The 24,487-nt window shown below is 58.9% G+C and carries 21 protein-coding genes; 9 read left to right on the top strand and 12 right to left on the bottom strand.

Features of this window, described 5'->3' with window-relative positions; all coding sequences use genetic code 11:
• Position 1: 1 nt before the first annotated feature.
• Entirely contained in the window at positions 2-2,200 is a 2,199-nt protein-coding gene (locus MWU38_RS10080; RefSeq protein ID WP_247271682.1) for a BamA/TamA family outer membrane protein, read from the top strand.
• Positions 2,200-6,399: a translocation/assembly module TamB domain-containing protein gene (locus MWU38_RS10075; protein ID WP_247271681.1), complete on the top strand. Its 4,200-nt coding sequence runs from the start codon at positions 2,200-2,202 to the stop codon at positions 6,397-6,399. Before MWU38_RS10080 ends, MWU38_RS10075 begins: the two co-directional genes overlap by 1 nt.
• A 6-nt stretch (positions 6,400-6,405) precedes the next feature.
• On the opposite strand, the gene MWU38_RS10070 is transcribed toward MWU38_RS10075, so the two are convergent.
• Positions 6,406-7,119, bottom strand: coding sequence for a lysozyme (locus tag MWU38_RS10070; protein WP_247271680.1), 714 nt, complete (start codon positions 7,117-7,119; stop codon positions 6,406-6,408).
• 224 nt (positions 7,120-7,343) lie between these two features.
• Here MWU38_RS10070 and MWU38_RS10065 point away from each other — a divergent pair, with 224 nt between their 5' ends.
• Entirely contained in the window at positions 7,344-9,335 is a 1,992-nt protein-coding gene (locus MWU38_RS10065; protein ID WP_247271679.1) for an EAL domain-containing protein, read from the top strand.
• A 77-nt stretch (positions 9,336-9,412) separates the two neighbouring features.
• Here the strand turns inward: MWU38_RS10065 and glnA are convergent, their stop codons facing one another.
• The 5 genes from glnA to MWU38_RS10040 form a co-directional block, all read right to left on the bottom strand.
• On the bottom strand, positions 9,413-10,822 hold the full coding sequence (glnA, locus tag MWU38_RS10060) for a type I glutamate--ammonia ligase (RefSeq protein WP_247271678.1): 1,410 nt from the start codon (positions 10,820-10,822) through the stop codon (positions 9,413-9,415).
• 85 nt (positions 10,823-10,907) lie between these two features.
• Positions 10,908-11,246: a P-II family nitrogen regulator gene (locus MWU38_RS10055; protein WP_247271971.1), complete on the bottom strand. Its 339-nt coding sequence runs from the start codon at positions 11,244-11,246 to the stop codon at positions 10,908-10,910.
• A gap of 243 nt (positions 11,247-11,489) precedes the next feature.
• Positions 11,490-12,425 carry an N-acetyl-gamma-glutamyl-phosphate reductase gene (gene argC / locus MWU38_RS10050; protein ID WP_247271677.1) on the bottom strand — a complete coding sequence of 312 codons (936 nt, stop codon included), beginning with the start codon at positions 12,423-12,425 and terminating at the stop codon, positions 11,490-11,492.
• A gap of 51 nt (positions 12,426-12,476) precedes the next feature.
• Positions 12,477-12,833: a hypothetical protein gene (locus MWU38_RS10045; RefSeq protein ID WP_247271676.1), complete on the bottom strand. Its 357-nt coding sequence runs from the start codon at positions 12,831-12,833 to the stop codon at positions 12,477-12,479.
• Positions 12,834-12,927: 94 nt separating this feature from the next.
• A complete protein-coding gene (locus MWU38_RS10040; RefSeq protein WP_247271675.1) occupies positions 12,928-14,313 on the bottom strand; it encodes a leucyl aminopeptidase family protein in 1,386 nt (461 codons plus the stop codon).
• A gap of 78 nt (positions 14,314-14,391) precedes the next feature.
• On the opposite strand from MWU38_RS10040, the gene MWU38_RS10035 reads away from it, so the two are divergent.
• Both MWU38_RS10035 and map read left to right on the top strand, forming a co-directional pair.
• On the top strand, positions 14,392-15,165 hold the full coding sequence (locus tag MWU38_RS10035) for a DUF4163 domain-containing protein (RefSeq protein ID WP_247271674.1): 774 nt from the start codon (positions 14,392-14,394) through the stop codon (positions 15,163-15,165).
• A 66-nt stretch (positions 15,166-15,231) separates the two neighbouring features.
• The gene (gene map, locus MWU38_RS10030; RefSeq protein WP_247271673.1) at positions 15,232-16,056 is read left to right on the top strand and encodes a type I methionyl aminopeptidase; all 825 of its coding nucleotides are present in this window, start codon (positions 15,232-15,234) and stop codon (positions 16,054-16,056) included.
• Here the strand turns inward: map and MWU38_RS10025 are convergent.
• Together MWU38_RS10025 and ccmA are read right to left on the bottom strand one after the other, a co-directional pair.
• Entirely contained in the window at positions 16,053-16,703 is a 651-nt protein-coding gene (locus MWU38_RS10025) for a heme exporter protein CcmB (protein ID WP_247271672.1), read from the bottom strand. The two genes, map and MWU38_RS10025, sit on opposite strands and share 4 nt — an antisense overlap.
• A complete protein-coding gene (gene ccmA / locus MWU38_RS10020) occupies positions 16,700-17,329 on the bottom strand; it encodes a heme ABC exporter ATP-binding protein CcmA (protein WP_247271671.1) in 630 nt (209 codons plus the stop codon). The genes MWU38_RS10025 and ccmA overlap by 4 nt, the downstream gene beginning before the upstream one ends.
• A 98-nt stretch (positions 17,330-17,427) precedes the next feature.
• Here ccmA and MWU38_RS10015 point away from each other — a divergent pair, with 98 nt between their 5' ends.
• Complete coding sequence (locus MWU38_RS10015; protein WP_247271670.1) at positions 17,428-17,733, top strand: 4a-hydroxytetrahydrobiopterin dehydratase; 306 nt, start codon at positions 17,428-17,430, stop codon at positions 17,731-17,733.
• Between the two features lie 43 nt (positions 17,734-17,776).
• Here the strand turns inward: MWU38_RS10015 and MWU38_RS10010 are convergent, their stop codons facing one another.
• The 4 genes from MWU38_RS10010 to MWU38_RS09995 form a co-directional block, all read right to left on the bottom strand.
• A complete protein-coding gene (locus MWU38_RS10010; RefSeq protein ID WP_247271669.1) occupies positions 17,777-18,634 on the bottom strand; it encodes an SDR family oxidoreductase in 858 nt (285 codons plus the stop codon).
• A gap of 98 nt (positions 18,635-18,732) precedes the next feature.
• Positions 18,733-20,817: a S9 family peptidase gene (locus MWU38_RS10005; protein WP_348646878.1), complete on the bottom strand. Its 2,085-nt coding sequence runs from the start codon at positions 20,815-20,817 to the stop codon at positions 18,733-18,735.
• 117 nt (positions 20,818-20,934) lie between these two features.
• The gene (locus tag MWU38_RS10000) at positions 20,935-21,402 is read right to left on the bottom strand and encodes a TonB family protein (RefSeq protein ID WP_247271668.1); all 468 of its coding nucleotides are present in this window, start codon (positions 21,400-21,402) and stop codon (positions 20,935-20,937) included.
• Positions 21,403-21,416: 14 nt separating this feature from the next.
• Positions 21,417-22,034 carry a DNA-3-methyladenine glycosylase 2 family protein gene (locus tag MWU38_RS09995; RefSeq protein ID WP_247271667.1) on the bottom strand — a complete coding sequence of 206 codons (618 nt, stop codon included), beginning with the start codon at positions 22,032-22,034 and terminating at the stop codon, positions 21,417-21,419.
• 108 nt (positions 22,035-22,142) lie between these two features.
• Between MWU38_RS09995 and MWU38_RS09990 the strand changes: the two genes are divergently transcribed.
• The 3 genes from MWU38_RS09990 to MWU38_RS09980 all read left to right on the top strand — a co-directional run bounded on the left by MWU38_RS09990 (position 22,143) and on the right by MWU38_RS09980 (position 24,013).
• Complete coding sequence (locus tag MWU38_RS09990) at positions 22,143-22,451, top strand: 2Fe-2S iron-sulfur cluster-binding protein (protein ID WP_247271666.1); 309 nt, start codon at positions 22,143-22,145, stop codon at positions 22,449-22,451.
• A gap of 42 nt (positions 22,452-22,493) precedes the next feature.
• On the top strand, positions 22,494-23,516 hold the full coding sequence (locus MWU38_RS09985) for a cysteine synthase A (protein ID WP_247271665.1): 1,023 nt from the start codon (positions 22,494-22,496) through the stop codon (positions 23,514-23,516).
• 89 nt (positions 23,517-23,605) lie between these two features.
• Complete coding sequence (locus MWU38_RS09980; RefSeq protein WP_247271664.1) at positions 23,606-24,013, top strand: hypothetical protein; 408 nt, start codon at positions 23,606-23,608, stop codon at positions 24,011-24,013.
• The last annotated feature ends 474 nt before the right edge of the window (positions 24,014-24,487 follow it).

Below are 24,487 nucleotides of genomic sequence, written 5' to 3'. Positions count from 1 at the left end.
TTTGTCTAATGCAAAACTGAAACTGGCCACCAGACCACTGGTTCTGGCGGCGCTGATCGCCAACAGCTCTCTTGCTGTGGGTCAGCAAACCATGCCTGAGACGCAGCCTCCCAGTTCTCTTGAGGAATTGATACCTCAAAGCGCGCTCGATAATCCGGAAGACTGGGCGACTGATGATGGCGCATCTGTGCCCGAAGATGAGGTCACAGACCCGATCGCGCCTGAAGCTTTTCAACCGCTGGAACCGGAAGGCGGCTTCGACATTTCGCAGGCTCTTGAAGACAGCGATTTGCCTGAGCCAGAGCAGCTTGCCGAGGATCCCGACCGACCCTCTTTTGCAGAGATTGATGCGCCCACACTGGTCGATCTGCCTGACCTTACCGAAGTCGAAGTCAGCGATCAGCTAACCCTTGCATTTCCTGCCGACCCCGACATTTTCCCCGAACAATCTGAATTCATCGAGCGTTTCCGCGCGCTCTCGGCGATTGAAACGCTCGATAGCGGCGAGACGACAGTGCCACAGCTTGCCGCGAGAGCTCGCTCGGACGAGGAGCTGCTTGGTGATGTCTTGCGCAATTACGGTTACTACGATGGCGAAGTGATCCGCCAGCTTGCTGGTGGTCGCCGTGGTTTTGCCGACGAAGGGGGGCAAGAGGCAGGGGAACAGGACGACCCTACGCCCACAGTGCGCTTTGATGTTCTGCCCGGTGACCAATACCGCTTTGGTGCGCTCGATTTAGGAGAGCTGCAAAGTCTACCCGGCGATGAGCAGGCGCCGCTGCTCGATGCGTTCGGCATCAGCTCTGGCGACCCGCTTTACGCCGATGAGATTGTTGACGGGGAAGGCGCCCTTCGCCTGGCTTTGGGCGAGAATGGATACCCGTTTGCCGAGGTTGGCGAGCCACGGCTATTGATTGATCACACACGCCAAGAGGGTGATCTTACCCTTGGGGTTCAACCAGGCGGCAAGTTTGCCTTTGGTGAGGTCATCAGCGACGACCCGAATTTCCTGTCGGGGCGTCACTTGAGCCGGATCGCCAGATTCGATCCCGGTGATCGTTACCAGACCAGCCTCCAGGCAGACCTGCGGCGCGCTATTCTGGCAACGGGACTGGTGTCCTCGGTCGTGATCACACCGCGCGAAGTGACCGCTCCCGAAAACGGCGAGCCGGGCCGTGTCGCGCTTGATGTGGGCATTGAGCGGGCGCCTTTGCGCACTATCTCCGGCGCTCTTGGCTACGGCACAGAGGATGGCTTCAAGGTCGAAGCGGCGTGGGAACATCGCAATCTGTTCCCGCCAGAAGGCGCCTTGCGCCTGCGCGGGATCGTGGGGACGCGCGAACAGCTTGCGAGTGTCACTTTCCGGCGCAACAACTTTCGCGGGAGGGACCAGGTCCTGACCGTGGACGCCTTTGCCAGCGACATCGAGACCGAGGCCGTCGATGCCCGCACGGTGGCCTTGCGCGGCGCTTTCGAGCGTGTTTCCAACCTGCTGTTCCAAAAGCCGTTGAGCTGGCAAATCGGGGCCGAGGTCCTTTATTCCGATGAACGCACTAGGACGGGCAATCGCGACGTTTTCTCGCCGCGTCAGGAGTATCTTATCGGCTCGATCTTTGGCAGCGCAACAATCGATGCAAGTGATGACTTGCTCGATCCGACAGAAGGTTTTCGCGTCACGGGGTTTGCAGCGCCGGAGGTTTCAAGATCCCTTGGACAAGAAGCGTATTACCTTCGCGCAAGGGTCGATGGCAGCTTCTACAAGTCTGTCGGCAGCACCGTGATTGCCGGGCGCGTCGCAGCTGCGAGCATTCTTGGTGCAGACGCATTTGAGATTGCTCCTTCTCGCAGGCTTTATTCAGGCGGCGGCGGTTCGGTGCGGGGATACGGTTTTCAGGCCATCGGCCCGCGCAACGAATTCGGCGAAGCACTTGGTGGCGGTTCCTTGGTCGAAGGAGCGATCGAAGCCCGCATCCAGACAGGCCTGTTGGACGGCGCGGTGGAAGTCGTCCCATTCGTCGATGCTGGTACGATCTCGCGAAGAGCGCGCCCTGACTTTGAGGTTTTCCGCGTCGGTGCAGGGATTGGGGCAAGGTACAAGACAAGCTTTGGCCCAATTCGCGTCGATGTTGGTGTTCCGGTCAATCCGGGTGAATTTGACGCGCCGGTGGTGGTTTATGTCAGCTTGGGGCAAGCATTCTGATGGCCGACGCTGATACCGTCCCCCCTTCGACGCGACGCATCTGGGCCAAGCGATTGGGCTGGGCCTTGGCAATTGTGCTCACGCCTTTGGCGCTTGCTGCACTGTTCTTGTCAACGCCTATCGGAAAGCGTTTCATCGCAGATCAGATTGCGAGCGTTTCCCCGGCGTCGGGTCTGCGGTTCGAAGTGGGCCGGATTGAAGGCGATATCTATTCCGATGCCGTCTTGCATGATGTGGTGCTCAAAGACCCCAAAGGCGAATTTCTGACCATTCCCGAAGTCGAGCTCAATTGGCGGCCGCTTGCGTGGATATGGTCGGGCATCGACATCCGCGAGCTGACCGCGCGGCGTGGACGTTTACAGCGTATGCCGGAATTGCTCCCGGGCGATCCTGATGCGCCGATCCTGCCCGATTTCGACATTCGCATCGACAGGTTTGAGATCGACAATCTGAAGCTTGCCGAAGGGCTTGCGGGTGATGCTGAACAACGGGTCGATTTGCTCTCTGCCGTCGATATTCGCGAGGGCCGCGCGCTGATAGAGGCGGATGGTACGTTCGGGGCAAGCGACACTTTGGCGCTGCTTGTCGATGCGGAGCCCGATGGTGACCGATTTGATCTCGAGCTTGATTACAACGCGGCGGCAGACGGGCCGATTGCGCAATTGACGGGCCTTAACGCTGCCTATGAAGCGCGCGTTTCGGGAGATGGAACCTGGACGAGTTGGACAGGGCATGGCCTTGTCACGCGGCAGAAGGGTGAAGAAACGACTGCGCGTGTGGCGGCCTTCAGGCTCACGAACAGGAGCGGGCGTTATGGTCTTCTTGGGAAGATCACGCCAAGCTTGGAAAACGGGTCCATTCTCGATCGCAGCTTTGCAGGCGGTCTTGCGCTCAACTTATCCGGCACGCTCGAGAACAGCCTGTTTGATGGCGCTATCATCGGGGTCAGCGACGCTCTGGATATTCGCGGGCGGGGAGAGGTTGACCTTGCACGCAACCGCGCTGACGACTTTGATCTTACTGCATTTCTGCGCGATCCGGATTTGCTCGCTCCAACTGCCCGGCTCGAAGGCGCGCGGTTCACAGCGAACTTCGATGGATTGTTCAGGGACCTTACCATCGACCACGAGCTGACCCTTGATCGGCTCGTCGCAGGCAGTGTGACCGCATTGCAACTTGCCAATTCCGGCCAAGCAAGCGTCGAGAGCGGAACCTTGCGTGTGCCAATCAACGTGCGCGTGGAAGCGGTCAATACGGGGAACGCAGCGATTGACGCGCGTCTTGTGGACGGCTCGCTCGATGGTCTTCTGACCCTTTCCGGCAGCAGCCTTGCTGCCGACAACACCCGCCTTACCTTCCCCGATCTGACCGGCGAACTGTCCTTGAGAGGGGACCTTACAAATGGCGCCTATGCGCTTGCCGGACCGATCAGGGCGCGCGGCCTACCGGTGGACGGGGTTGGTCAAGTGACCGCAGATGCCAAGCTTCTTGCCAAGTTTGGCAATGGCGTTCCTTGGTCGGTGCGCGCCAATCTTGCCGGCGTGGCCGGACAATTTACGAACAATACGATCACGACCATTGCCGGCGAGCAGCTCCGGTTTAAAGGCGCGCTTGGTGTGGGGGCAGCCAGCCCGCTCGTGCTGCGCGACGTGGTGCTGACAAGTGACAAGCTCGACGCGCAGCTCGACACCCGCACGGCGAACGGCCGCACCATTTTATCGGGCGCCGGATCGCAGGCGCAATATGGCGACTTTGCTTTCGACGCCGAGCTTTCCGAAGAGGGGCCGCGCGCAAACCTTGTGCTTGCCAATCCCTATCCGCCCGCCGGGCTCAAGGATGTTCAGCTTGGTATAGCGCCGCAGAGCGAGGGTTTCGCCATCGACCTTGAAGGCGAATCCATGCTTGGCCCATTTGATGGTGCGTTGGCCTTGCAGCTGCCAGAGGGCGGGGCGGCAAGGGTCGACATCGAGACCTTGCGAATTTTCCGCACCAATGTGACTGGCGCTGTGGTTCTTGGAGACGACGCGCTACGCGGGAACCTCGCCTTGGCAGGAGGCGGTCTCGATGGCACAGTGTCGCTCGCGCCAACCAGTAGTGGGGCCCAGCAATTCGATCTCGACCTTAAAGCACGCTCTTTGCAGTTTGGCGGCGATGTAATAGCGGCGGTCGCATTCGCTGATATCGAAGCCGAGGGCACTTTTGGCAGCGATGCGAGCCAGATCGATGCCACCATCGCCGGACGGGGGCTGGAGTATGGGGCTCTCAGGCTTCACGCTTTCGATGCTCGTTCTCGGATTGTCGACGGCAGGGGCAGCCTTCAAGCCTCGATTGCCGGGCGCCGTGCTGACCGTTTTCAGCTGAAACTCGACGGTGACTTCGCGCCAAGCCGCATCGCTCTCATCGCCAGCGGCGAATATGGCGGGCGGCCTATCACTATGCCTCGTCGCGCCGTGCTCACCGCGTTGGATGCAGGCGGCTACGCCTTGGCGCCAACGCAAATCGGGTTCGCCCGCGGTTTTACCCTCCTTGAGGGGCGAATTGGCGGTGAGACAAATGTCCTCGACGCCAAATTCGCCCGCATGCCATTGCGGCTTGCCGATCTGGCCGGCGCAGACCTTGGCCTTGGCGGACTTCTTTCCGGCACAGCCCGTTATGAACAAAGCGGTGGGGGCGCCCCAACGGGCAACGCGCGGTTGAAGATTGACGGTTTCACCCGCTCTGGCCTCGTCCTTTCTTCCCAGCCCATTGATGTCTTTGCCGTCGCCAACCTTTCGCCAAGTGAACTGGCGTTTGGTGCAAGACTTGCCGAAGACGGCGAGTCGCTGGGCCGGGTGGATGCAAGGGTGAGCGGCATTGCGCGTTCCGGCTCCGGCACGTCCCTCATGCGCCGGATCATGCAAGGCCGCCTCGATGCAAGGCTCGGCTATGATGGGGCGGCCGAAGCGGTCTGGCGTCTGCTCGCACTAGAAGCTTTCGACCTCACCGGCCCCTTACAGGTTGATGCAAGAGCTGTAGGCACGCTCGGCAATCCGCGTATCACGGGCGACATTGCAAGCGATGCCTTGCGTCTTCAGAGCGCGGCTTCGGGCACCGATGTCCGCGACGTTTCGGCGCGGGGACGATTTGAGGACTCGAAGCTTTTCCTCACGCGGCTTTCGGGCACTACGCCAGGCGGCGGATCGGTCAGCGGCAGCGGCACCATCGACCTCGCTAATATCAGCGGCGCGCGGGGTCCGGGTATCGACATTCGCCTCGCGGCAAAGGATGCGCGTATCCTCAATGCAAGCGGCCTTTCTGCGACCATCTCAGGGCCATTGCGAATGGTTTCCTCTGGCGTCGGCGGCACCATTGCGGGCCGGGTTCAGGTTGATCGCGCTTCGTGGGCGCTCGGCACGGCGGCGGACGATATGAGCCTGCCCAACATTCCCACACGGCAGGTTGGCGGCGATACAGCGCGCTCTTTCACCAGCACCTCTTCAAGCAGCGACTGGCGCTATCTCATTGATGCGAAAGCTCCGTCGCGCATCGCGGTCGATGGGCTCGGGCTCGATAGCGAATGGGGCATCGACATTAGCCTGCGCGGCACCGTCTCCGACCCTCGCATTGGCGGTGAGGCAAGGTTGGTGCGCGGAGACTACCGTTTTGCCAACACGCGGTTCGAGCTGACCGACGGTGTGATCGAGTTCGACGCAAATCTGCCGATCGATCCGCGGCTCGACATCGAGGCGCGGGCGAGCGCGGATGGCACCGACGTTACCATCGACATCACCGGCAATGCGCAAAGGCCTCAGATTGCGTTCTCCTCAACGCCTGCATTGCCGGAGGAAGAAATCCTCGCACGCCTCCTTTATGGCGGGTCTGTCACCTCGCTTTCAGCGACCGATGCGCTCCAGCTGGGGGCTGCGCTCGCGTCGCTACAGGGCGGAGGAGGCGGGCTTGACCCGATTGGCGCATTGCGGCGCTCAATCGGGCTCGACCAGCTTCGTATCGTCAGCGCAGACCCTGCGCTCGGGCGCGGGACCGGGGTTGCGCTTGGCAAGAACCTCGGGAGGCGCGCCTATGTTGAGCTTGTCACCGACGGACAAGGGTATTCAGCCACTCAGGTTGAATATCGCATCACCAGTTGGCTTGCACTCCTCGCGAGCGTGACCACCGTTGGCCGCGACAGTGTTCTGGCCGAAATCAGCCGCGATTATTAGCCGCGCTCACGCATCGCGTGCGTAAAGCGCGGCTTCCTCACGCCTGCGATTGACGAGCCCCTTGAGCACGCGCCCGCCTGCCTTGTTCCAGCGTTTAAACTCGGCTGCTGCGCCTTTATAATCGCCCGCATTATGTTTGCGCGTGAGTGTAGCGCGGGCAATTGCGCCGGTGTTGTAGTGAAAGCTGACCAGAGCATCAAACTGGCTTTGCGTGGTGGGCGTATCCCCAATGGCGTGAGCAACCTCTGCGGCATAGGTCTTGAGATCGCTGGCAAATCGCAAATCGCAATCTTTTTGCGTCCACACAGAGTCGGGTCCAATTCGCTCGCCTTGTGCAAGGCCTTTGCCGGTCGCACCCCAACCGATGGTCCACGGCTCACCGCCGGTTGCCGGATCGGGATAAGCTTCAATCAAGCCATCGCGCCTGAGCCGCGCGCAGCCTTCAAAGCGTTTGATAAGCGCGGTCCCATCAGGACCGATTTCGTTGGGGGCGCCGCTCTTTGCGCGCTGACTGTCAGCGCGGAGAATGGAGTTTGAGACACTTGAGACACTGTCCAAGGGTGAAGAACCGTTTCGCACCTTTTGAGAACCATCGAGCGCGTCATCGAGTGCATCCACCTCCGATTGACGGAAACGGCGTCCCATGAACTTTCGGACAAGGTCAAAGATGGGTTTGCGGGTGCGCGCTTTCGCGCCGGTGAGGGGGGAGTAATCTGACATTCGGGCAACCTCGTAAGCGATTCGATGAAAAAACGAGGCCAACGGATTAGGCATAGAAGAGCGATGTAGGAAAACCGACACAGCATAGCGGCGGATCCGATCCCGCTTTTTCTGCTCCATACACCTGTAAAAAATTGTTCGCTTCCCCGATATCTGCGTGCACGATGATTGGGAAAGGCGGGGGGATACTTTTAATTAACAGCTAGCACTTACCGCGCCTACTTATGGCACCGCTGCAATCATCGTCCGGCCCGGGTGTGGGAGCCGATCTGGCTCAGTCGACCTTGGGCGAAATTTATCGTCCGATCTTGCGCGCTTACTTTGTCGTCTATGCCGTTTATTATGGCGTCATGCTCGTGCTGAACGGGCTCACCATGGAGATCGGTCGCGATTTCCTGATGCTGCAATCCGCCACGCTTCTGGCAACACTGTTCGGGATTGCCGGGGCTTGGCAGATGCGAAAGCTGCAGCCTGACCTGACCACCGAAGCATTGATTTTGGTGATGAACCTCTTGGTGATTGGCAATGTGTGGATCGCATTGTCGATCGAGTTCCTCCCGCAAAAGCTCACATATTTCATCATCATGTCGATGCTGTTCGCGCTGGCAAGCCCGAGTTTCAGGCAATCCCTTGTTGCCATAACTCTCGCGCTAGGCGCGTTGCTGAGCTTTGCCGTCAAGCTCGACATTGCGACCTTATCCGCGTTTGGGTTTCTCAGCCTGGCGGCGGCCATGTCTTCGCTTGCGATCGCCTACTACCTGCGAAAGGCGATCAAGCGCATCTCATACGCCAATAATCAGGCGCGTTCCGAATTGTCGGACGCAATGGAACTGAGCGCCGAAATGCGCGAGCAATCCCTGTCCGACAGCCTCACCAAACTGCCGAACCGGCGCGCCTTTTTCGAAGCGCTCGGGACCGTAGTCAATGAGCAACCCCAGGCGAACGAGGCGGGTCAGACTTGGCTGGTCCTGCTTGACCTTGATGGGTTCAAGGCAGTGAATGACGTACACGGACACAAGGCAGGCGATTTGCTTTTGCAAGCTATTGCAGAGCGATTGCGAGAATTTGCCAAGGTGGGCGTGCATATAAGCCGGATGGGCGGTGATGAGTTCAACATGATCGTCACCGGCGTTTCAGGTGAGCGAGAGTTGTATGACCGGTGCAGCGCGCTTCTCGCCCAATTGGCCGCGCCCTACTTCATCGAAGGTCGCCAGGTGCGCGTATCGTGTTCTGCCGGATGTGTGCACTTTGACCCGTCAAAACCGTCCGAGGCGCAGATCAGCAACGCTGACTATGCGCTCATGGTTGCGAAGAAGCAGGGCAAGAACCAGACCGTTATTTTCGACCGCGAGCATGAAGCCGAGGCGAAGATACGGCTCGAAATCGAAACTGCGCTTCGCGGGGCCAATCTCGCAGATGAGCTTTCTATCGTGTTTCAGCCGCAAGTAAGGCTTGGCGATAATGAAGTGGTTGGCGCGGAAGTGCTCGCCCGCTGGACCAGTCCGGCCGTCGGTACCATCCCGCCTGATCGCTTCATCAAGATTGCCGAGGAAAGCGGCCTTGTGACCAACATCACTCTGGTGGTGGTCGAGAAAGCTCTGGCAGAGCTGCGTGGATGGAATGCGAAGCTGCCGATTTCGATCAATCTGTCCGCGCATGACCTTGTTTCAGACCCCGTGATCGAGCAGGTCATCGCCCTGATCGCGCAATCCAATGCCTCGCCCTCGATGATTGAATTCGAAGTGACCGAAACCGCCATGATGGGCGATATCCAGAAGGCGACGGCGAACCTCATGCGCCTGTCTGAGGCCGGGTTCTCGATTGCGCTTGATGATTTTGGTTCCGGTTATTCAAACTTCAGCTATCTGCGCTCGCTTCCGATCACCCGGCTTAAGGTGGACCGCTCGTTTGTCGATGACCCAAGCGATCCGACCGCAGAAAAGGTGTTGTCATCGCTCGTCGGGATGGCCCGCGTGCTGGGTGTGAATTGCCTCGTTGAAGGGGTGGAGGACGAGTTGTCACTGCTCATGGCAAAGCGCGCAGGCGCCGAGCATGTGCAGGGTTATCTCTTTTCACAACCGATGGACGCGGGCGAGCTTCGCAAAGCACTCGAAATGGGAACACCGCTGATTGAAAACATATCAACCTTAGCGCCTTTCAGGCCAGAACTTCGTCCGGTCGCGTTGGACAAGACTAGCGTTAGCCCTCCCGCGTAGATGGTGATTGTTACAAAAGAATAGGCCGCCCGGACGTGACGTCCGGGCGGCCTTTTTCTTGTAAGACGTTCTTGGCCTTACGAGCTGTAGTACATGTCGAACTCGACCGGGCATGGTGTGGTTTCCATGCGCATAACTTCTTCCCACTTGAGCTCGGTGTAAGCTTCGATCTGGTCTTTCGAGAAGACGTCGCCTTTGAGAAGGAAGTCATGGTCGGCTTCCAAAGCCTCAAGCGCCTCACGAAGCGAACCGCAAACGGTTGGCACTTGTGCAAGCTCGGCTGGCGGCAAGTCGTAGAGGTTCTTGTCCATCGCATCGCCCGGGTGGATCTTGTTCTCGATCCCGTCGAGGCCAGCCATCAGCAGTGCCGAGAAGGCAAGGTATGGGTTGGCGAGGGCATCAGGGAAGCGGAACTCGACACGCTTGGCTTTCTCGCCTGCACCATAAGGAATACGGCACGAAGCAGAACGGTTGCGCGCCGAGTAGGCGAGGAGCACAGGAGCCTCAAAACCCGGGACCAGACGCTTGTAGCTGTTGGTGGTGGGGTTGGTGAAAGCGTTGAGAGCCTTCGCGTGCTTGATCACACCGCCGATGTAATAAAGGCAGTTTTCCGAAAGACCCGCATATTCATCGCCAGCGAAAGTTGGCTTGCCGTCTTTCCAGATCGACATGTGGCTGTGCATGCCTGAACCGTTATCGTCCTTGATCGGTTTTGGCATGAAGGTCGCGGTTTTGCCGTAAGCGTGTGCGACTTGCTGCACCACATACTTGTAGATCTGCACGTGGTCAGCGGATTCAGTCAGGGTCTGGTATGTAATACCAAGCTCGTGCTGCGCGGCGGCCACTTCGTGGTGGTGCTTGTCCATGGAGAGGCCAATTTCCTGCATGGTCGAAACCATTTCAGCACGGATGTCCATAGCGCTGTCGACGGGAGCCACCGGGAAGTAACCGCCGGTTGCGCGCGGGCGGTGGCCCATGTTGCCCATTTCGTATTCTTTGCCGGTGTTGGTTGGCAGTTCGATATCGTCGATGGCAAAGCCTGACCCTGCATAACCGTCTTCGAAACGCACATCGTCGAACATGAAGAATTCAGGCTCTGGACCCACGTAGATGGTGTCGCCGATGCCTGTCGATTTCAGGTAAGCTTCGGCGCGGGTCGCGGTCGAGCGCGGATCGCGGCCGTAGAGCTGACCATCGGAAGGCTCGATGATGTTGCAGAAGATGCTGACCATCGGAGTTGCGCTAAACGGATCGATATACACCGCGTCGAGATCCGGCTTCAGGATCATGTCGCTTTCGTTGATGTCTTTCCAGCCAGCGATGGAAGAGCCATCGAACATGAGGCCATCTTCAAGCGCATCTTCGTCCATGACGACCGCCGACATGGAAAGGTGTTGCCACTTGCCCTTCGGATCGGTGAAGCGAAGGTCGACCCACTCGATCTCTTCGTCCTTGATACGTTGCACGATATCTTTTGCGCTCGCCATTGTCGTATACTCCAGCTTGGTTTCGTTATTCGGAAAGGTGCGCTCCGCCGCAATCCGCGAGCGACGCGCGGGTGATTAATGTGCCCTAGATCGCGTCATCATTGGTTTCGCCGGTGCGAATCCGCAGAGCGCTTTCGATGGCAGATACAAAGATTTTGCCATCTCCGATCCGGCCTGTCTGTGCAGCGGCAGCGATTGCTTCGACCACTCGTTCGGCCTGGTCATCGGGAATGACAACTTCAAGCTTCACCTTGGGCAGGAAATCGACGACATATTCAGCGCCGCGATAAAGCTCCGTGTGACCTTTCTGGCGCCCAAAACCGCGTGCCTCGGTAACTGTGATTCCCGAGACGCCGATCTCATGCAGCGACTCCTTCACTTCATCGAGTTTGAAAGGTTTGATGATCGCTTCGATCTTTTTCACTTTATCTGTGTTCCCGCATGCGCCGTGGCTACTCATTGATCTTGGCGCTTATTGTTGATCACGTACGTATCAAGAATCGTGCCAAGGCTTGGTTACACTTGGGTAGCTGATCTGGCTCTTAGCGCAAGGATCATTCCGTAGAGGCTCATTGAGCGCAGCATCTTATCAACAATGCGGCGGCGTGCTTAAGGGATAAGCGATACTGCTTAAAAACTAAGCAGGCGCACCCGAGCCGCCCAAGGCTCAGAGGCGCAGGCCAGTGGTTTCAGGAAGTCCGCACATGATGTTGAGATTCTGGATCGCGGCGCCTGATGCACCTTTGCCAAGGTTGTCCAAGCGGGCGATCAGGCGCGCCTGATAATCCCCTTCGAACACGAACAGTTCCATCCCGTCCCAAGGTTCAGCATCGGCGCGCAGCAACAACTCGGATATGTCGGCTGTGTCGGTTTTGACTTTGACAACTTCGCTTTCGCCATAGTGCTTTTGCAATGCGTTCAGCAGGATTGGCAGAGCAGGCTCTTCGAATTTCTCATCCATCATGACGTCGAGCGAAAGGGGAACGTCCACAATCATCCCGCGGTGGGCCGGGACAACAGCGGGAGAGAACACCGGCGCCAGCCCAAGCTGGGCATAGGCCTGCATCTCCGGCAGGTGCTTGTGATTAAGCCCCAACCCGTATGCGCGAAAGGCGATGGACTGATCGTCAGCAAACCTGTCGATCAGCGCGTTTCCGCCGCCCGAATAGCCGCTCACGGCGTTGACGGTATAAGGCCAGTCCGGCTCGATAATCTCGGCCTTCACCAGCGGCGCGACGAGGGCCAGAAAACCTGTCGGGTAACAACCCGGATTGCTGACGAATTGAGCTTCAGCGATCTTGTCGCGACCGATCAATTCGGGGAAGCCATAGGTCCAGCCATCCGCCACCCGGTGCGCGCTCGACGCATCAATGATCCGTGTGTCCGATCCATCCGCCAGCGTCACCGCCTCGCGAGCCGCCTCATCGGGCAGGCACAGGATCGCCACATCCGCCTCGTGCAGGGCATCGCGGCGCGCCGACATATCCTTGCGGCGCTCATCGTCCAGAACGATCAGCTCAAACTCATCGCGGCCTGCAAGCCGGTCGCGAATTTCAAGGCCGGTGGTGCCGGCGGCTCCATCGATAAAGATGCGGTGTGTCATAGCGAAAGCGCGCCTAGGCCTCTTGGCCGCAGGAGGCAATGGGCAGTTCGGTTAGCCGGCGCTGAGCGCGCTCGCCTTCATGTAGCCGCTGGGCCCCTCTGGTCCAAGGCAGCCCCAGATCCAATCGCCGGAGACGTCGATGACCTCAACCTTGGTGCCGGCATCGAAGCGGGTCACAACCGGGCTGTCGTCGCGGATGGTTTCCATCACATCAACGCCATTTGAACCGACGGTCCAGACCTGAGGGATAACGTAATGCGCGGCCAGATGTATGCCAGCGAGCGCGATGTGCGCCAAATCACCGCGCAAGGGCAAGGTGCCGGGCGCAGGCTTTGCCACCGGACCTTTAAGGCCCAGATCACCCGAAGGCACTGTATAGCTGCGGTCTTGGCGGGTTTGGCCGCTCATTCCAAATCGTTCTTTCTCGAAACCCTGTTTCTCTTCGCGCTTAGACACACTGGAGCGATGGGGCAAGTTGGCGGGAGGCTCAGCCCCCAATCAACTAACTACCAAAGCGTTCCTTAAGCATCTGCCATGAGGCTCTTAGGCCATAGGCCGTGCCCCCTTTTGTGCGCCCCGGCTTGGGGAACGGGCGCCAGGCAAAGGTGTCGAAGTGAACCCAATCGACGCCCTCCTCGACAAAGCGATCAAGGAAAAGCCCTGCAACGCTTGCGCCCGCATAGGGGTTGGAATGCGCGTTGACGAGATCGGCGATGTCCGATTTCAGATATTCGCGGTACGCGTCAGGCAGCGGCAATCGCCACGGTTCGTCTTCCACCTTTCGGCCAGCTTCGATCAAAGCATATGCCGTTCCATCGCGGCGCGCCATCATCGCAGCATAATCGGGGCCAAGCGCCACCCGAGCAGCGCCGGTGAGCGTTGCAAAGTCGATAATAAGCTCCGGCTTCTCTTCCGAGGCGCGGGTCAAGGCGTCGCCCAGAATGAGTCGTCCTTCAGCATCGGTATTGTGGATTTCCACAGAGAGCCCTTTGCGGCTCGACAGCACATCGCCGGGACGAAATGCGTCGCCGGAAATCGCATTCTCAACCGCTGGAACCAACAGATGCAGCCGCACTTTCAGCCCTGCGCCCATCACAAGGCCAGCAAGCGCAATTGCGTGCGCCGCGCCGCCCATGTCCTTTTTCATCAACCGCATGCCAGCGCCCGGCTTGACGTCGAGTCCGCCTGAATCGAAGCATACGCCCTTGCCGACAATTGCCAGCACAGGTGCGTCCTTCTCGCCCCATTCAAGATGCATGATGCGAGGGGCATGTTTGCGATCAGCCGCGCGGCCCACGGCGTGAACCATGGGATAGCCTTGCTCAAGTTCGTCCCCGCGGGTCACTTTAAGCTCGCCGCCATGCTCTTTTACAAGCCGTTCAAATTGTGCCTCAAGTGCGGCTGGCCCCATGTCTTCGGCCGGCGTATTGACGAGATCGCGCACCAGCATTTCGGCCTCGGCCTCTGCGATGTAACCCGGCAGACGGCCTACCTGGCTTGTCAGCAAAACGCGCGGTCCCTGCGCGGCCTCGTCGTCTTTGTATCGGGTGAAGCGGTAATGCGCGGTGAGCCATCCGAAAACGGCCGCCCCCGGCTCCCTATCGGCGAGACGGTATGTTCCCTCGGGCAGTTTTTCCGCCAACGCCGCCAAGCAATAGGCGCCAAGGTTTTCAGGGTCGGCCACGCCGCCAACAGCAAAGAAACCATCGCCCTCTGGCACAATGCCGACGGTGCCCGGTGTTCCCTCAAATCGCTGGCCTTTGAGGCTCGCGCGCTGTCCAGAGCTAAGCGATTTTGCGAGGCTTTCAAATTCTGCCGTTGTTGTAAGGCGGATGGCAATTGCGTCCTGCCCGCGGTCGGGCTGGATCAGATCTTTGATATCAGTCATGCAAGGGTAATTAGTGCTCCGTTAGACCTTGTCACGTGCAAATTGGACCCGACGGGTTGTTTTGAGGGGGAAGCCACCATGAAATTTCTGCAATTCGGACTGGCATTTGCGTGCCTTTCTGTCCCTGTTTTCGCCCACGAAGCAGAGGGGCATACATTCGAAGATAACGAGACGAACGGGGTCGCAGAGCGCAGCTTTAGCTATTCCTATGGCCCACAAGTGGCGGCTCACCCGATCCTTGCTGCGGTCATCCGCGCCCAGGAAGAAGCCGCGCTCGCCAAGCAGAAAGCGCAATGGAATGAAGCGGTGGAAGAATTTGGCGATATCGGCTGCATCACCTGCGTTGCGCAGCTCTACACCAACACCTGGGAAGTGGCGGCGACAACCAAGCGCTTTCTTATTCTCCAATCCGAGCGGTGGACTTACACGGGCGGGGCGCACGGCAATTCATTTTTCTCGGCGCTTGGCTGGGATCATGAAGGCGGTGAGGCAGGGGAGGGCGCTGCATTTCGTCCGGTCGATATGTTCGTAAATGAAACGGCACTCGAAAACACGGCATTTGGCGACTATTGCGCGGCGCTGCTCGAACAAAAGGTCGAACGATTGGAGCTCGACACTGCCGATATGAACCCGTTCGACGGCTGCCCCAGTGTAACCGAACTGGTGGTGATCCCGCTGTCGAGCGATGGCGAGCAGTTCGACCGACTGCGATTCTTGGCCGCGCCCTATGTGGCGGGCTCTTATGCCGAAGGCTCTTATTCCTTTGAAATCCCGGTAACCGAGGCGGTGCTTGACGTGGTGAGGCAGGAATTTGCGGACCATTTCGCTTTGGGAAATCAGCCCGCCGATTAGGCCAAGCGGCATATCGGCCTCGCAAGCCTCTCGCAATTTGAATGACCCGTCGCTATGTTGCGGGCCATGACTGAATATCAAATCATCGACGGGCGCGAGAGCGTCACGCGTGACGGCACGATCAAGCTCCATACCGAGGAAGGCTTTGAGGGCATGCGCAAGGCAGGGCGCCTTGCTGCCACCATCCTCGACGAAGTGGCCACAATGGTCGAGCCGGGCATTACGACCGCGAGCATCGATGACCGCGTGCGCGAGATGACTTTGGATGCAGGCGCGGTTCCCGCAACGCTGGGCTATCGCGGCTATGCGCACTCATGCTGCATTTCGATCAACCATGTGATCTGTCACGGTATTCCAGGGGACAAGGTTCTTAAAGACGGCGATATTCTCAACGTCGATGTGACCCCGCTTCTCGATGGCTGGCACGGCGACACGAGCCGCATGTTCTTTGCTGGCGAGCCCAATGTGAAGGCCAAGCGGCTGGTCGATGTGACCTATGAATGCCTGATGCTCGGCATCGAAGCGGCACAGCCCGGCGCGCGCCTTGGCGATATTGGCGCAGCGATTGAGGCGCACGCGAAACAGTTCCGCTACGGCGTGGTGCGCGAGTTCTGCGGCCACGGACTTGGCCGCCTGTTCCATGATGCGCCAGAGGTCATCCACGCGGCAAAAGCGGGTACTGGGCCTGAGTTGAAGCCGGGTATGTTCTTTACCATTGAGCCGATGATCAACCTCGGTAAGCCTTGGGCGAAGGTGCTAGGCGATGGCTGGACAGCCGTTACCCGCGACCGTTCTTTGTCAGCGCAGTTCGAGCACTCGATTGCGATTACCGAAGACGGGAACGAGATCTTCACGAAGAGCCCGACGGGTCGCGACAAGCCGCCTTACTAAACCTCCCGCGAGGCCTTGATTGCAGCACCTGCGGCGAATGGGGCCATTGCAACCAGTCCCAGACTAATTGCCGCAACAAAGCCGAGGCTCGCTCCATCCTGCCTTGCCAGTGCGCCTGCGCCGAAGATTAGGATCGGCAGGGCGAGAGGCACCAACAGCAACCCGGAAAGTGCCGCGCCTGCGCGCAAACTGGCGGTGAGGGCAGCTATCATTAGGCCTATGGCTGCCAATCCCGGTGTGCCTGCTAGGAGTCCGAGCAGCAGCAGGTGTAGCGTTGGCCCGTCGATGGAGAGCAGAGCCGCCGCAGGGAAAGTCGCCAAAATCAAAGGCGGGCCAAAACTCAGCCAGTGCGCCACCAAACGCACCGCCATCATCACCTCTTCGGTCAGCCCGCGAAGGCGCAGTTGGTCGAAGAAGCCAAGCTCAATGTCCTGCGCGACGAGTTTCTCCAGCGGCAAGATCGCGGCGAGCAGCGCCGCAATCCACACAACACCGCCGCCGGTGCGCGACAGGATATTGACGTCCGGCCCCACCGCGAATGGGTAGAGCATGGCGACCGCGATAAAGAACATGACAGGCAGGCTCGCTCCTCCGCCTGCGAAGGGAAAGAATTTCGCCAAGTCGCGCTTCAGGAGTGCGGTGATCAAAACGCCTCTTCCTCTTGAGCCGCAGGGGCGAAGTCGCCCAGTTCCAAAGTCTGCAAGCCTTCGATATCGAGCCGCTGGTGCGAGGCGATGAGGGCAATGCCGCCCTCCTGCACGTGCAATTCAATCAACCGCGTCACCGTTTCGATCGCTGCCACATCGAGGCCCGACAACGGCTCATCCAAAAGCCAGATGGGCACGTTGCGGGAGAGCAGGGCAGCAAGGCCAGCGCGCTTTCTCTGCCCGGTTGAGAGATAGCGCACAGGCACTTCCAGGAGCCCTCGCAGACCTAGTGCACTGAATGCCCCAGACGGGTCAGCACAAGCGTCAATCCTCGCCCAGAATCCGAGCGCCTTGCCAAGCGGTTGGTCGAGGTCGAGGGCAGGGCGCTCATCCAGAAGGCCTAGCTCGCCCTCCCGCTGAACCTCGCCTGCGTAGGGCGTCGTCAGGCCAGCCAGCGTGCGCATCAAGGTCGTCTTTCCGGTCCCATTCGCGCCAGTGATATGCAGTGCCTCGCCCGCTTTGACAGTGAAACTCAGCTTGCGGAACAGGAGCCTGTCGCCGCGGCGGCAGGCTAGCGAGGAGGCTGCCAAGGAACGGGCCGTGGACGAGGGTTGTTGCGCTTGCATCGGAACACTCGTTAGGCAAAAGCGTTGCCACTCACAACTTCCGTGACACGATCACGCGCACTACTACCTACCGCTTATCACAAAAGGGTCTCCTCACCATGGCGCAAGTCCCCGAACTCACCGAAGAAGAAACCAAACAGCTTTTGGCCGACCATCCGGAATGGGAGTTGGCGCGCGAGGGCAAAGCGATCACGCGCACTTTCCAGCATGCCGACTTCAGCGAGGCGTGGGGTTTCATGAGCCGCGTGGCGCTGCTTGCCGACGGCCACGACCATCATCCCGAATGGTTCAACGTCTATGCCAAGGTCGAAATTACGCTGACCACCCACGATGCGGGCACGAACGGCGGTGGACTTTCCATCCGCGATGTTAAAATGGCTCGAGCCATTGATGCGCTTATTTAAGAGCTTCAGGCGGCTCCAAGCGGTTTTGTTCTGAAATCGCGCCTTAATTCCGACCCATCAGGCCGCCAGCCTTGCGCTGTTGCTTGCGCACCAGACCAGGCATCCAGCGCTTGACGAAATTGATCCGCTTGGCGGTCTTGCCGACCAGATAATGCACCTCATCGCCGTGCACCGCGTCCCACACGGTCTTTGCGACTTCGGCAACGGGCGTAATCTCAAGACCCGCTTCAACCACGCGGGCACGGATTTGCTCGTTCTCACCCCTGTGACCGGTGCCATCCAAAAGCGGTGTTTCGATAAAGCTGGGGCAGATTGAGGAAACCTTGATCCCGTCAGCGGCCCATTCTGCGTCCAGACTTTCCGCAATGCTGCGCACGGCGAATTTGGTCGCGGAATAAACGCTCATCCCAGAGCCACCGGTGATGCCAGCAGCGCTCGCCGTATTGACGAGAGCAGAGCCGGGGGCAGACGCTTTCAGATAGGGATAGGCAGCCTGTGCCCCGTAGAGTACGCCGCGCAAATTGATGTCGAGGCAGGCGTCAATCTCTTCCTTCTCAAGATCAGCCAGAGCGCCGCCGGTGCCAATTCCGGCATTGTTGAACATGACGTCAATCCGGCCCCCGGCAGCGGTCGCAGCGGATTGGAGGGCGACGTCCCACGCATCGCGGTCGCGCACGTCGAGCTTGTGGCTGTATTTAAAGCCCCCTTCGATCAGACCGAGCGTGTCTTCCATACCCTGATCGTTTACGTCGGCGATGCTGACGAACCATCCGCGATCACCGAAATATTGCGCCACGGCGCGGCCAATCCCGGATGCGCCGCCGGTAATGAAGATGTGGCGGCGCTGGTGTGATCCCGCTGTTGATCCCGCTGCTGATCCCGCTGTTGATCCCGAAGTCATTGTGTTTCTCTCTCCCAACGAAAATCGCCCGAGACGTAGCCCCGGGCGATTGGTTTGTCAGCCCATTGTTGATGGGTGAGGTTCTTTGCGGCGCAAGCTTACTCGCCAATTGCCTCTTCAAGGCCGTTTACGTGGCTTGCGCCTTCGACGATTTCGGCGGTCGATGGGGCGAGCACATCGCCCAGTTCCTCAGAGCGTCCGCCGATACATTCGGAGAGGAAATTCTCGGTAATGCCGACAAATGAAATCGAATTTGTAGGCTTGGCAAAGCCGTGGCCTTCATCGGGGTAAAGAACATAGGTGACAGGAATTCCCGCCTCTTTCATCGCTCCGACGATCTGGTCGCTTTCGGCTTGCTTAACGCGCGGATCGTTTGCACCCTGTGCGATGAGCAGCGGCTTGATGATGCTGTCGGCTTTGTACAGCGGGCTTGCCGCCTTGAGCAGCGCGAGACCCTCTTCGGTGTTCGGGTCGCCCATACGGGAGTGGAACAATTTGACCACCGGCGCCCAGTAAGGAGGGATGGTTTCAAGCAGCGTTTCGAGGTTCGACGGGCCAACAATATCGACACCGCATGCAAATTTGTCGGGCGTAAAGGTCAGGCCAGCCAGCGTCGCATAGCCGCCATATGAACCGCCCATGATCGCCGTCTTGTCTTCAAGCGCGATACCTTCGCCGATGGCCCAATCAACCGCGTCGATCAGGTCATCGTGCATCTTCAGACCCCACTCAAGATTGCCTGCGTTGAGGAAGTCTTTGCCAAAGCCGGTTGAACCGCGGAAGTTCACAGACAGCACCGCATAGCCGCGGTTGGCGAGCATTTGGTGGTAGGGGTTGAACCCGTAAGTATCGCGCGCCCAAGGGCCGCCATGAACGAGGAGGACCATCGGCACAGCTTCATCGGGCCGTCCATCGTTATCGCTGTCCGAACCTGCCGGGAGCGTCAGGTAAGAAGGCAGGGTGAGCCCGTCGCGGCTGGTGATTTCAACCGGGTGCATCGGTTGCAAGGGCATCCCTTCAAGCTCTGGCCTTGTGGTGTAGAACGGGGTGAGCGTCTCAGCATCGCGGTCATAGATGTATGTCGCGGTCGATGCGGTCATGGGATCGTTCCACACGATCCAGGTGCGATCATCATCGGTGCGGCTGGAGATGCCAAAGTCGCCTTCGAGCTTTTCATCGAGCCATTCGAGCGATGCACCCAATTCTTCGTCAAGCGCGGTCCATTCATTGCGCAGATAGTTCACCGAATAAGCCTCAACCACGCCGGTCTTGGGATCGCGGATTGTGCCGCCAAGGTCGGCTTTGTCGTCTTGGGCAATCAGGGTTTTTTCACCGGTCGCGGTATCTTGGGCATAAAGCGCGGCGGTGTTGCGGCCACGACTGTCGAGCCAGTAAAGGATCGAGCCATCGGTCGTGTAGCCGGCCGGATTGGTGGTCAGCGAATCTTCCATTGCCGTCGTCTCGAACGGCTCATCGGCGACCACATTGTCTGTAATGCTGAAATAGTCGGTGCCGCCTTCCGCATTCTGGCGCATCGCCATTCGCAGCGTCAGCGTGTCATCGGCCATGAAGCCCGCATAGCCGTTGTTTTCATAAACCAGTGTCAGTTCGCCCGTAGTGAAATCGAGCAAATGGACATCATGGAATTGAGGGTTGCGGTTGTTGACGCCGACGAGGACCTTGTCCTTGATCGTTTCAGATGTGCCTACGACCTGAATACGGGTGTTTTCAAACGGGGTGAGGGTCTTCTCTTCGAGGGTGTCCAGATCGATTTGGTAGAGCAGGAAATTCTCGTCCCCGCCCTTGTCCTGCACGTACATGATGCTTTTGCCGTCGGGCGCCCAGAAATACTGGCGGATCGGGCGGTCGGTTGAACTTGTGATGACCTTGCCCGCGTCCGGATTGTCACGTGGCGCCACCCAAACGTTCAGCACGCCATCTTTGGGAGCAAGCCAGCTGAGCATCGAGCCATCGGGGCTGATCTGGCCGCCGGCGCGGGTTGGATTGCCAAACAGGGCATCGCGCGGGATCAGAGGAAAAGCTTCAGCGGTTGTCGTCATGTGGGCTCCGTGTGAGGCGTGATTATCGGCGGTTGCAAGCGCCGGAATAGTGAGCAGGGCAGCCGCCGCCGTTGTGGCGAGCAGCCCTAAGGCTTTTGAGGCGTTGTTTGTGAATGCAGACATGGTTGGCACTCCTCTCTGTTTCAAGCGCATAGGCAATAGGTGTATTGTGCTATTACTACACTTGTGACAGCAGGCCGCAAGGGTGATTGATCGGGGCGCGAACGCGGTTTGTCGGCGTCAATTGTCTTCTTTGACCGGAGCAGCGTCTGCGCTGCTTGTCGAGACAGCGACTTTGTCGGTCCATTGGCGCCATACCGGCTTACCGCGTTTGTCTTGAGCATGAGCAAACCGGGCATAGCGTTCGGCGCCGCGACAGGCCCATTGATCCAGCACAAAATTGCCGCTGGAGCGCCTTATCTGGCACGCCGTTGCGCGGCCTTCGGGCGTGACCAGCACGCTGATTGTGATCTCACACTCAACGTCCAGATGAATGGTTTCCATCGGATAACTATCAATAAGCTTCTCGCCATACTCGTCCTCATTCAGCATCTCGGCTTGAGGCAGTTCTGCGCGCTCGAAGAAGGAAAGCTCAGGAACGGACGGTGTGTCCGGCCCAGGTGAAGGATCGTACGAGGGTGGTGGTGCCGCGCCTATAAGGGCGAGTGCCGCCGCCGCGGTGAGGACGGTTTTGTATTTCACGTTCATAACTGCATCCAAGATCAAAGCGCCGGGTTGGCATAATAGTGCCATGTAAAGAGCGCGAGGCTCGAACGTTGAGGAGACCATTGGTCGCCTAACTCCCGGCATTCCTTTTCCTTGGGCCGCTCGTTGAGGTCCAAAAGCCGCTTCACGCCCTCTTGCACGGCCAGATCGCCCGCAGGCCAGATATCACGCCGCCCTTCTGCGAACATCAGATAGATCTCTGCCGACCAGCGCCCGATCCCTTTGATCTGAGTAAGCTCGGCAATCGCCTCTTCATCGCCTTCCGGAAGTGCGTCGAAGTCCACTTCGCCCGCTTCGACCAACTCGCAAAGGCTGCGCGCATATCCCTGTTTCTGGCGCGACAATCCGCAGGCGCGCAGGGTATCGAAATCGCGCTTCAACAAACAGGAGGTGGTGAAGTCGTCTCCGAGTTCCGCCTCAAGCTTGCTCCACATCGATGCCGCTGCCGCGACGGACACTTGCTGGCCAACGATGGTGCGCAGCATGGTTTTATAGCCGCGGTCGCGGATACGTGGTTCGGGATAGCCGATGCGTGCCAATTCTTCGCCAACGCGCGCGTCACGCTGCGCCACGGCATCCAGATCCATCTGCAAAATTTCCGCCGTTAAACCCACGCGAGGCCACCTCCGTCTTGCCAACCTTGGCCGAAACACCTAGCTGATTGCGCGCAAAACCCAAGAGTGCTCTCTTGCGCTCAAAGTCATAACGAGGACAACCAGCCCATGCCCAAGCTTATCGTCACCAGCCGCGACGGCGAAACCAGCGAAATCACTGTCGACGAAGGCATCACCGTAATGGAAGCGGTGCGTGACAACGGTTTTGATGAACTTCTGGCGCTGTGCGGTGGTTGTTGTTCGTGTGCGACCTGCCACTGCTATATCGAAGGCGGCGACCTGCCCGAGATGAGTGAAGACGAAGACGACCTTCTGGAAAGCTCGGATCACCGGAAGGAAAATTCGCGTCTTTCGTGTCAGATCCCGGTCACCGGCGAGCTTGACGGGCTTAAAGTTACTATTGCGCCTGAAGATTAAGGTTGGTTGAGGCCGAGGGGCCAAGCGACTATTTCAGGCGCCATGAACATAACCAAACCTTTCGGCGACACGCTCGCCCTGATTGGCAACACGCCTCTCGTTCGCCTTGAAGGCGCCAGCAAGGAGGCGGGCTGCGATATTTGGGGCAAGTGCGAATTTGCCAACCCTGGCTCATCGGTCAAAGATCGCGCCGCGCTTTTCATGATCCGCGATGCCGAGGCGCGCGGAGATTTGAAACCCGGCGGCACGGTGATCGAAGGGACGGCTGGCAATACTGGGATCGGCATTGCGCTTGTTGCCAATGCGCTGGGCTACAAGACGGTTATCGTCATGCCGGATAATCAGTCGAAGGAAAAAATGGACACGCTGCGGGCCTTGGGCGCGCAACTTGTCCTTGTCCCACCGACCAAGTACGCTGACCCGAACCATTTCCAGCACGTATCGCGCCGCATGGCAGAAGAAACTGACGGCGCGATCTGGGCGGGGCAGTTCGATAATGTCGCCAACCGCCGCGCCCATATCGAAGGCACTGCGCCTGAGCTGTGGGAGCAGACGGGCGGCGCAATCACGGGCTTCACCTGCGCAGCGGGCACAGGCGGGACGATTGCGGGCGTCGGCATGGGGCTGAAAGAAAGAAATCCGGACATCCGCATCGCGCTGACCGATCCGCATGGCGCGGCGCTTTACAGCTATTTCGCGACGGGAGAGCTCAAGTCGGAAGGGTCAAGCGTTGCCGAGGGGATCGGGCAAGGGCGGATCACCGCCAACCTTGAAGGCGCGCCGATCGACACGCAGTTTCGCATCTCTGACGAAGAGGGGCTGAAGTGGGTCGAGCAACTCCTTCGCGAAGAGGGGCTGTGCCTCGGGCTTTCGTCGGGCATCAATGTTGCGGGCGCCATAGCGCTGGGCAAGCAATTGGTGGCCGAGGGGCAGGCAAATCCGCAGGTGGCCACCATCTTGTGCGACACGGGCTTTCGCTATCTTTCGACGCTCTACAACGCAGATTGGCTCAAGCAAAAAGGCTTGCCGGTGTTTGATTGGCTTGAACAATCCACTGCGGCCTGAAGAAAAGATTGGTCCGTGTGTGCCATGGTCGCGTCTGATCGCTCATAAGGGCAATCGACACACGGTGGCCCGCACGCTACTCTTGCCTCATGGCTAGCGGACGATTTCAGAAAAAGGTCGATGAGGCATCTCGTGCCGTGGGCAGAAGTGCGCTGCGCATCGGGCAGCCGCTTGCTGGCGGAACCAAGGCCGAAAGCAACCAGCGCCTGCAAATCGGTCTGTTCGGGCTTGGCTCGATGGTGTTGCTCATTGGGCTTGCGACGATCATCGGCAATCAGGCCGATCTGACGCAGGAAAGCTCCGTTCCCCAAGCCGCGCCTACTACCGAGCCGACCGAGGCCGCCACACAGCGCGACCCGTTGGCCGATGCAGGGATCGTTCCCCTGCCGGTCGAAGCTCCGGATGAGGCGCAAGGGGCCAGCGTGGTTGAAGATTTGCCGGATAGTGCGATGGATGGGGCAGGGGCATCCGCGCCTGAGAACACACCCAACCCTTAAGCCGGACCTTCGCGGCACCTTCGAAAGCGGGCCAAGCAGTGTCGCTAGCCTCTTGAACCTTCTGAAATTTTACAAGCTGGCTGGCTCGATCCGCTTTGTGGGGATATTACGGGAAATGCGGCGCTGGTTGACCCTCCCATCGGGAATCCATTGGGGAATTGGCGGGAGTCGCGCCGAATCTCCCGCCTTTTTCCGGGGAAACCACGGGAAACACCCCTACTTGGGTTTGATATTGAACGGTTTTGGAGCGATAAAAATAGCTATTAAACAGTAGTTTACCATATAATCCCGTGAAATCCCTACAAAACCCTAGAAACTTCGGGGCATCCCCGATATGTCTAGGTTCCATCAAACAAGCCGAATTGTCCCGTGTCGCTGATCTCAGTCGACACGCTGCCCCCGCTTGGCTGCGAGGGTGGTGACGGACAAGTCGTGACTGATTGGCTCGTTTGTGTGGCGCTGCGTGACAGCAGG

The organism is Qipengyuania sp. S6317L1, from assembly GCF_023015615.1.
In the GTDB taxonomy this organism is placed as follows: domain Bacteria; phylum Pseudomonadota; class Alphaproteobacteria; order Sphingomonadales; family Sphingomonadaceae; genus Erythrobacter.
Note: the sequence above shows the minus strand (reverse complement) of the source record. Positions and strands in the feature narration are given on the sequence as shown.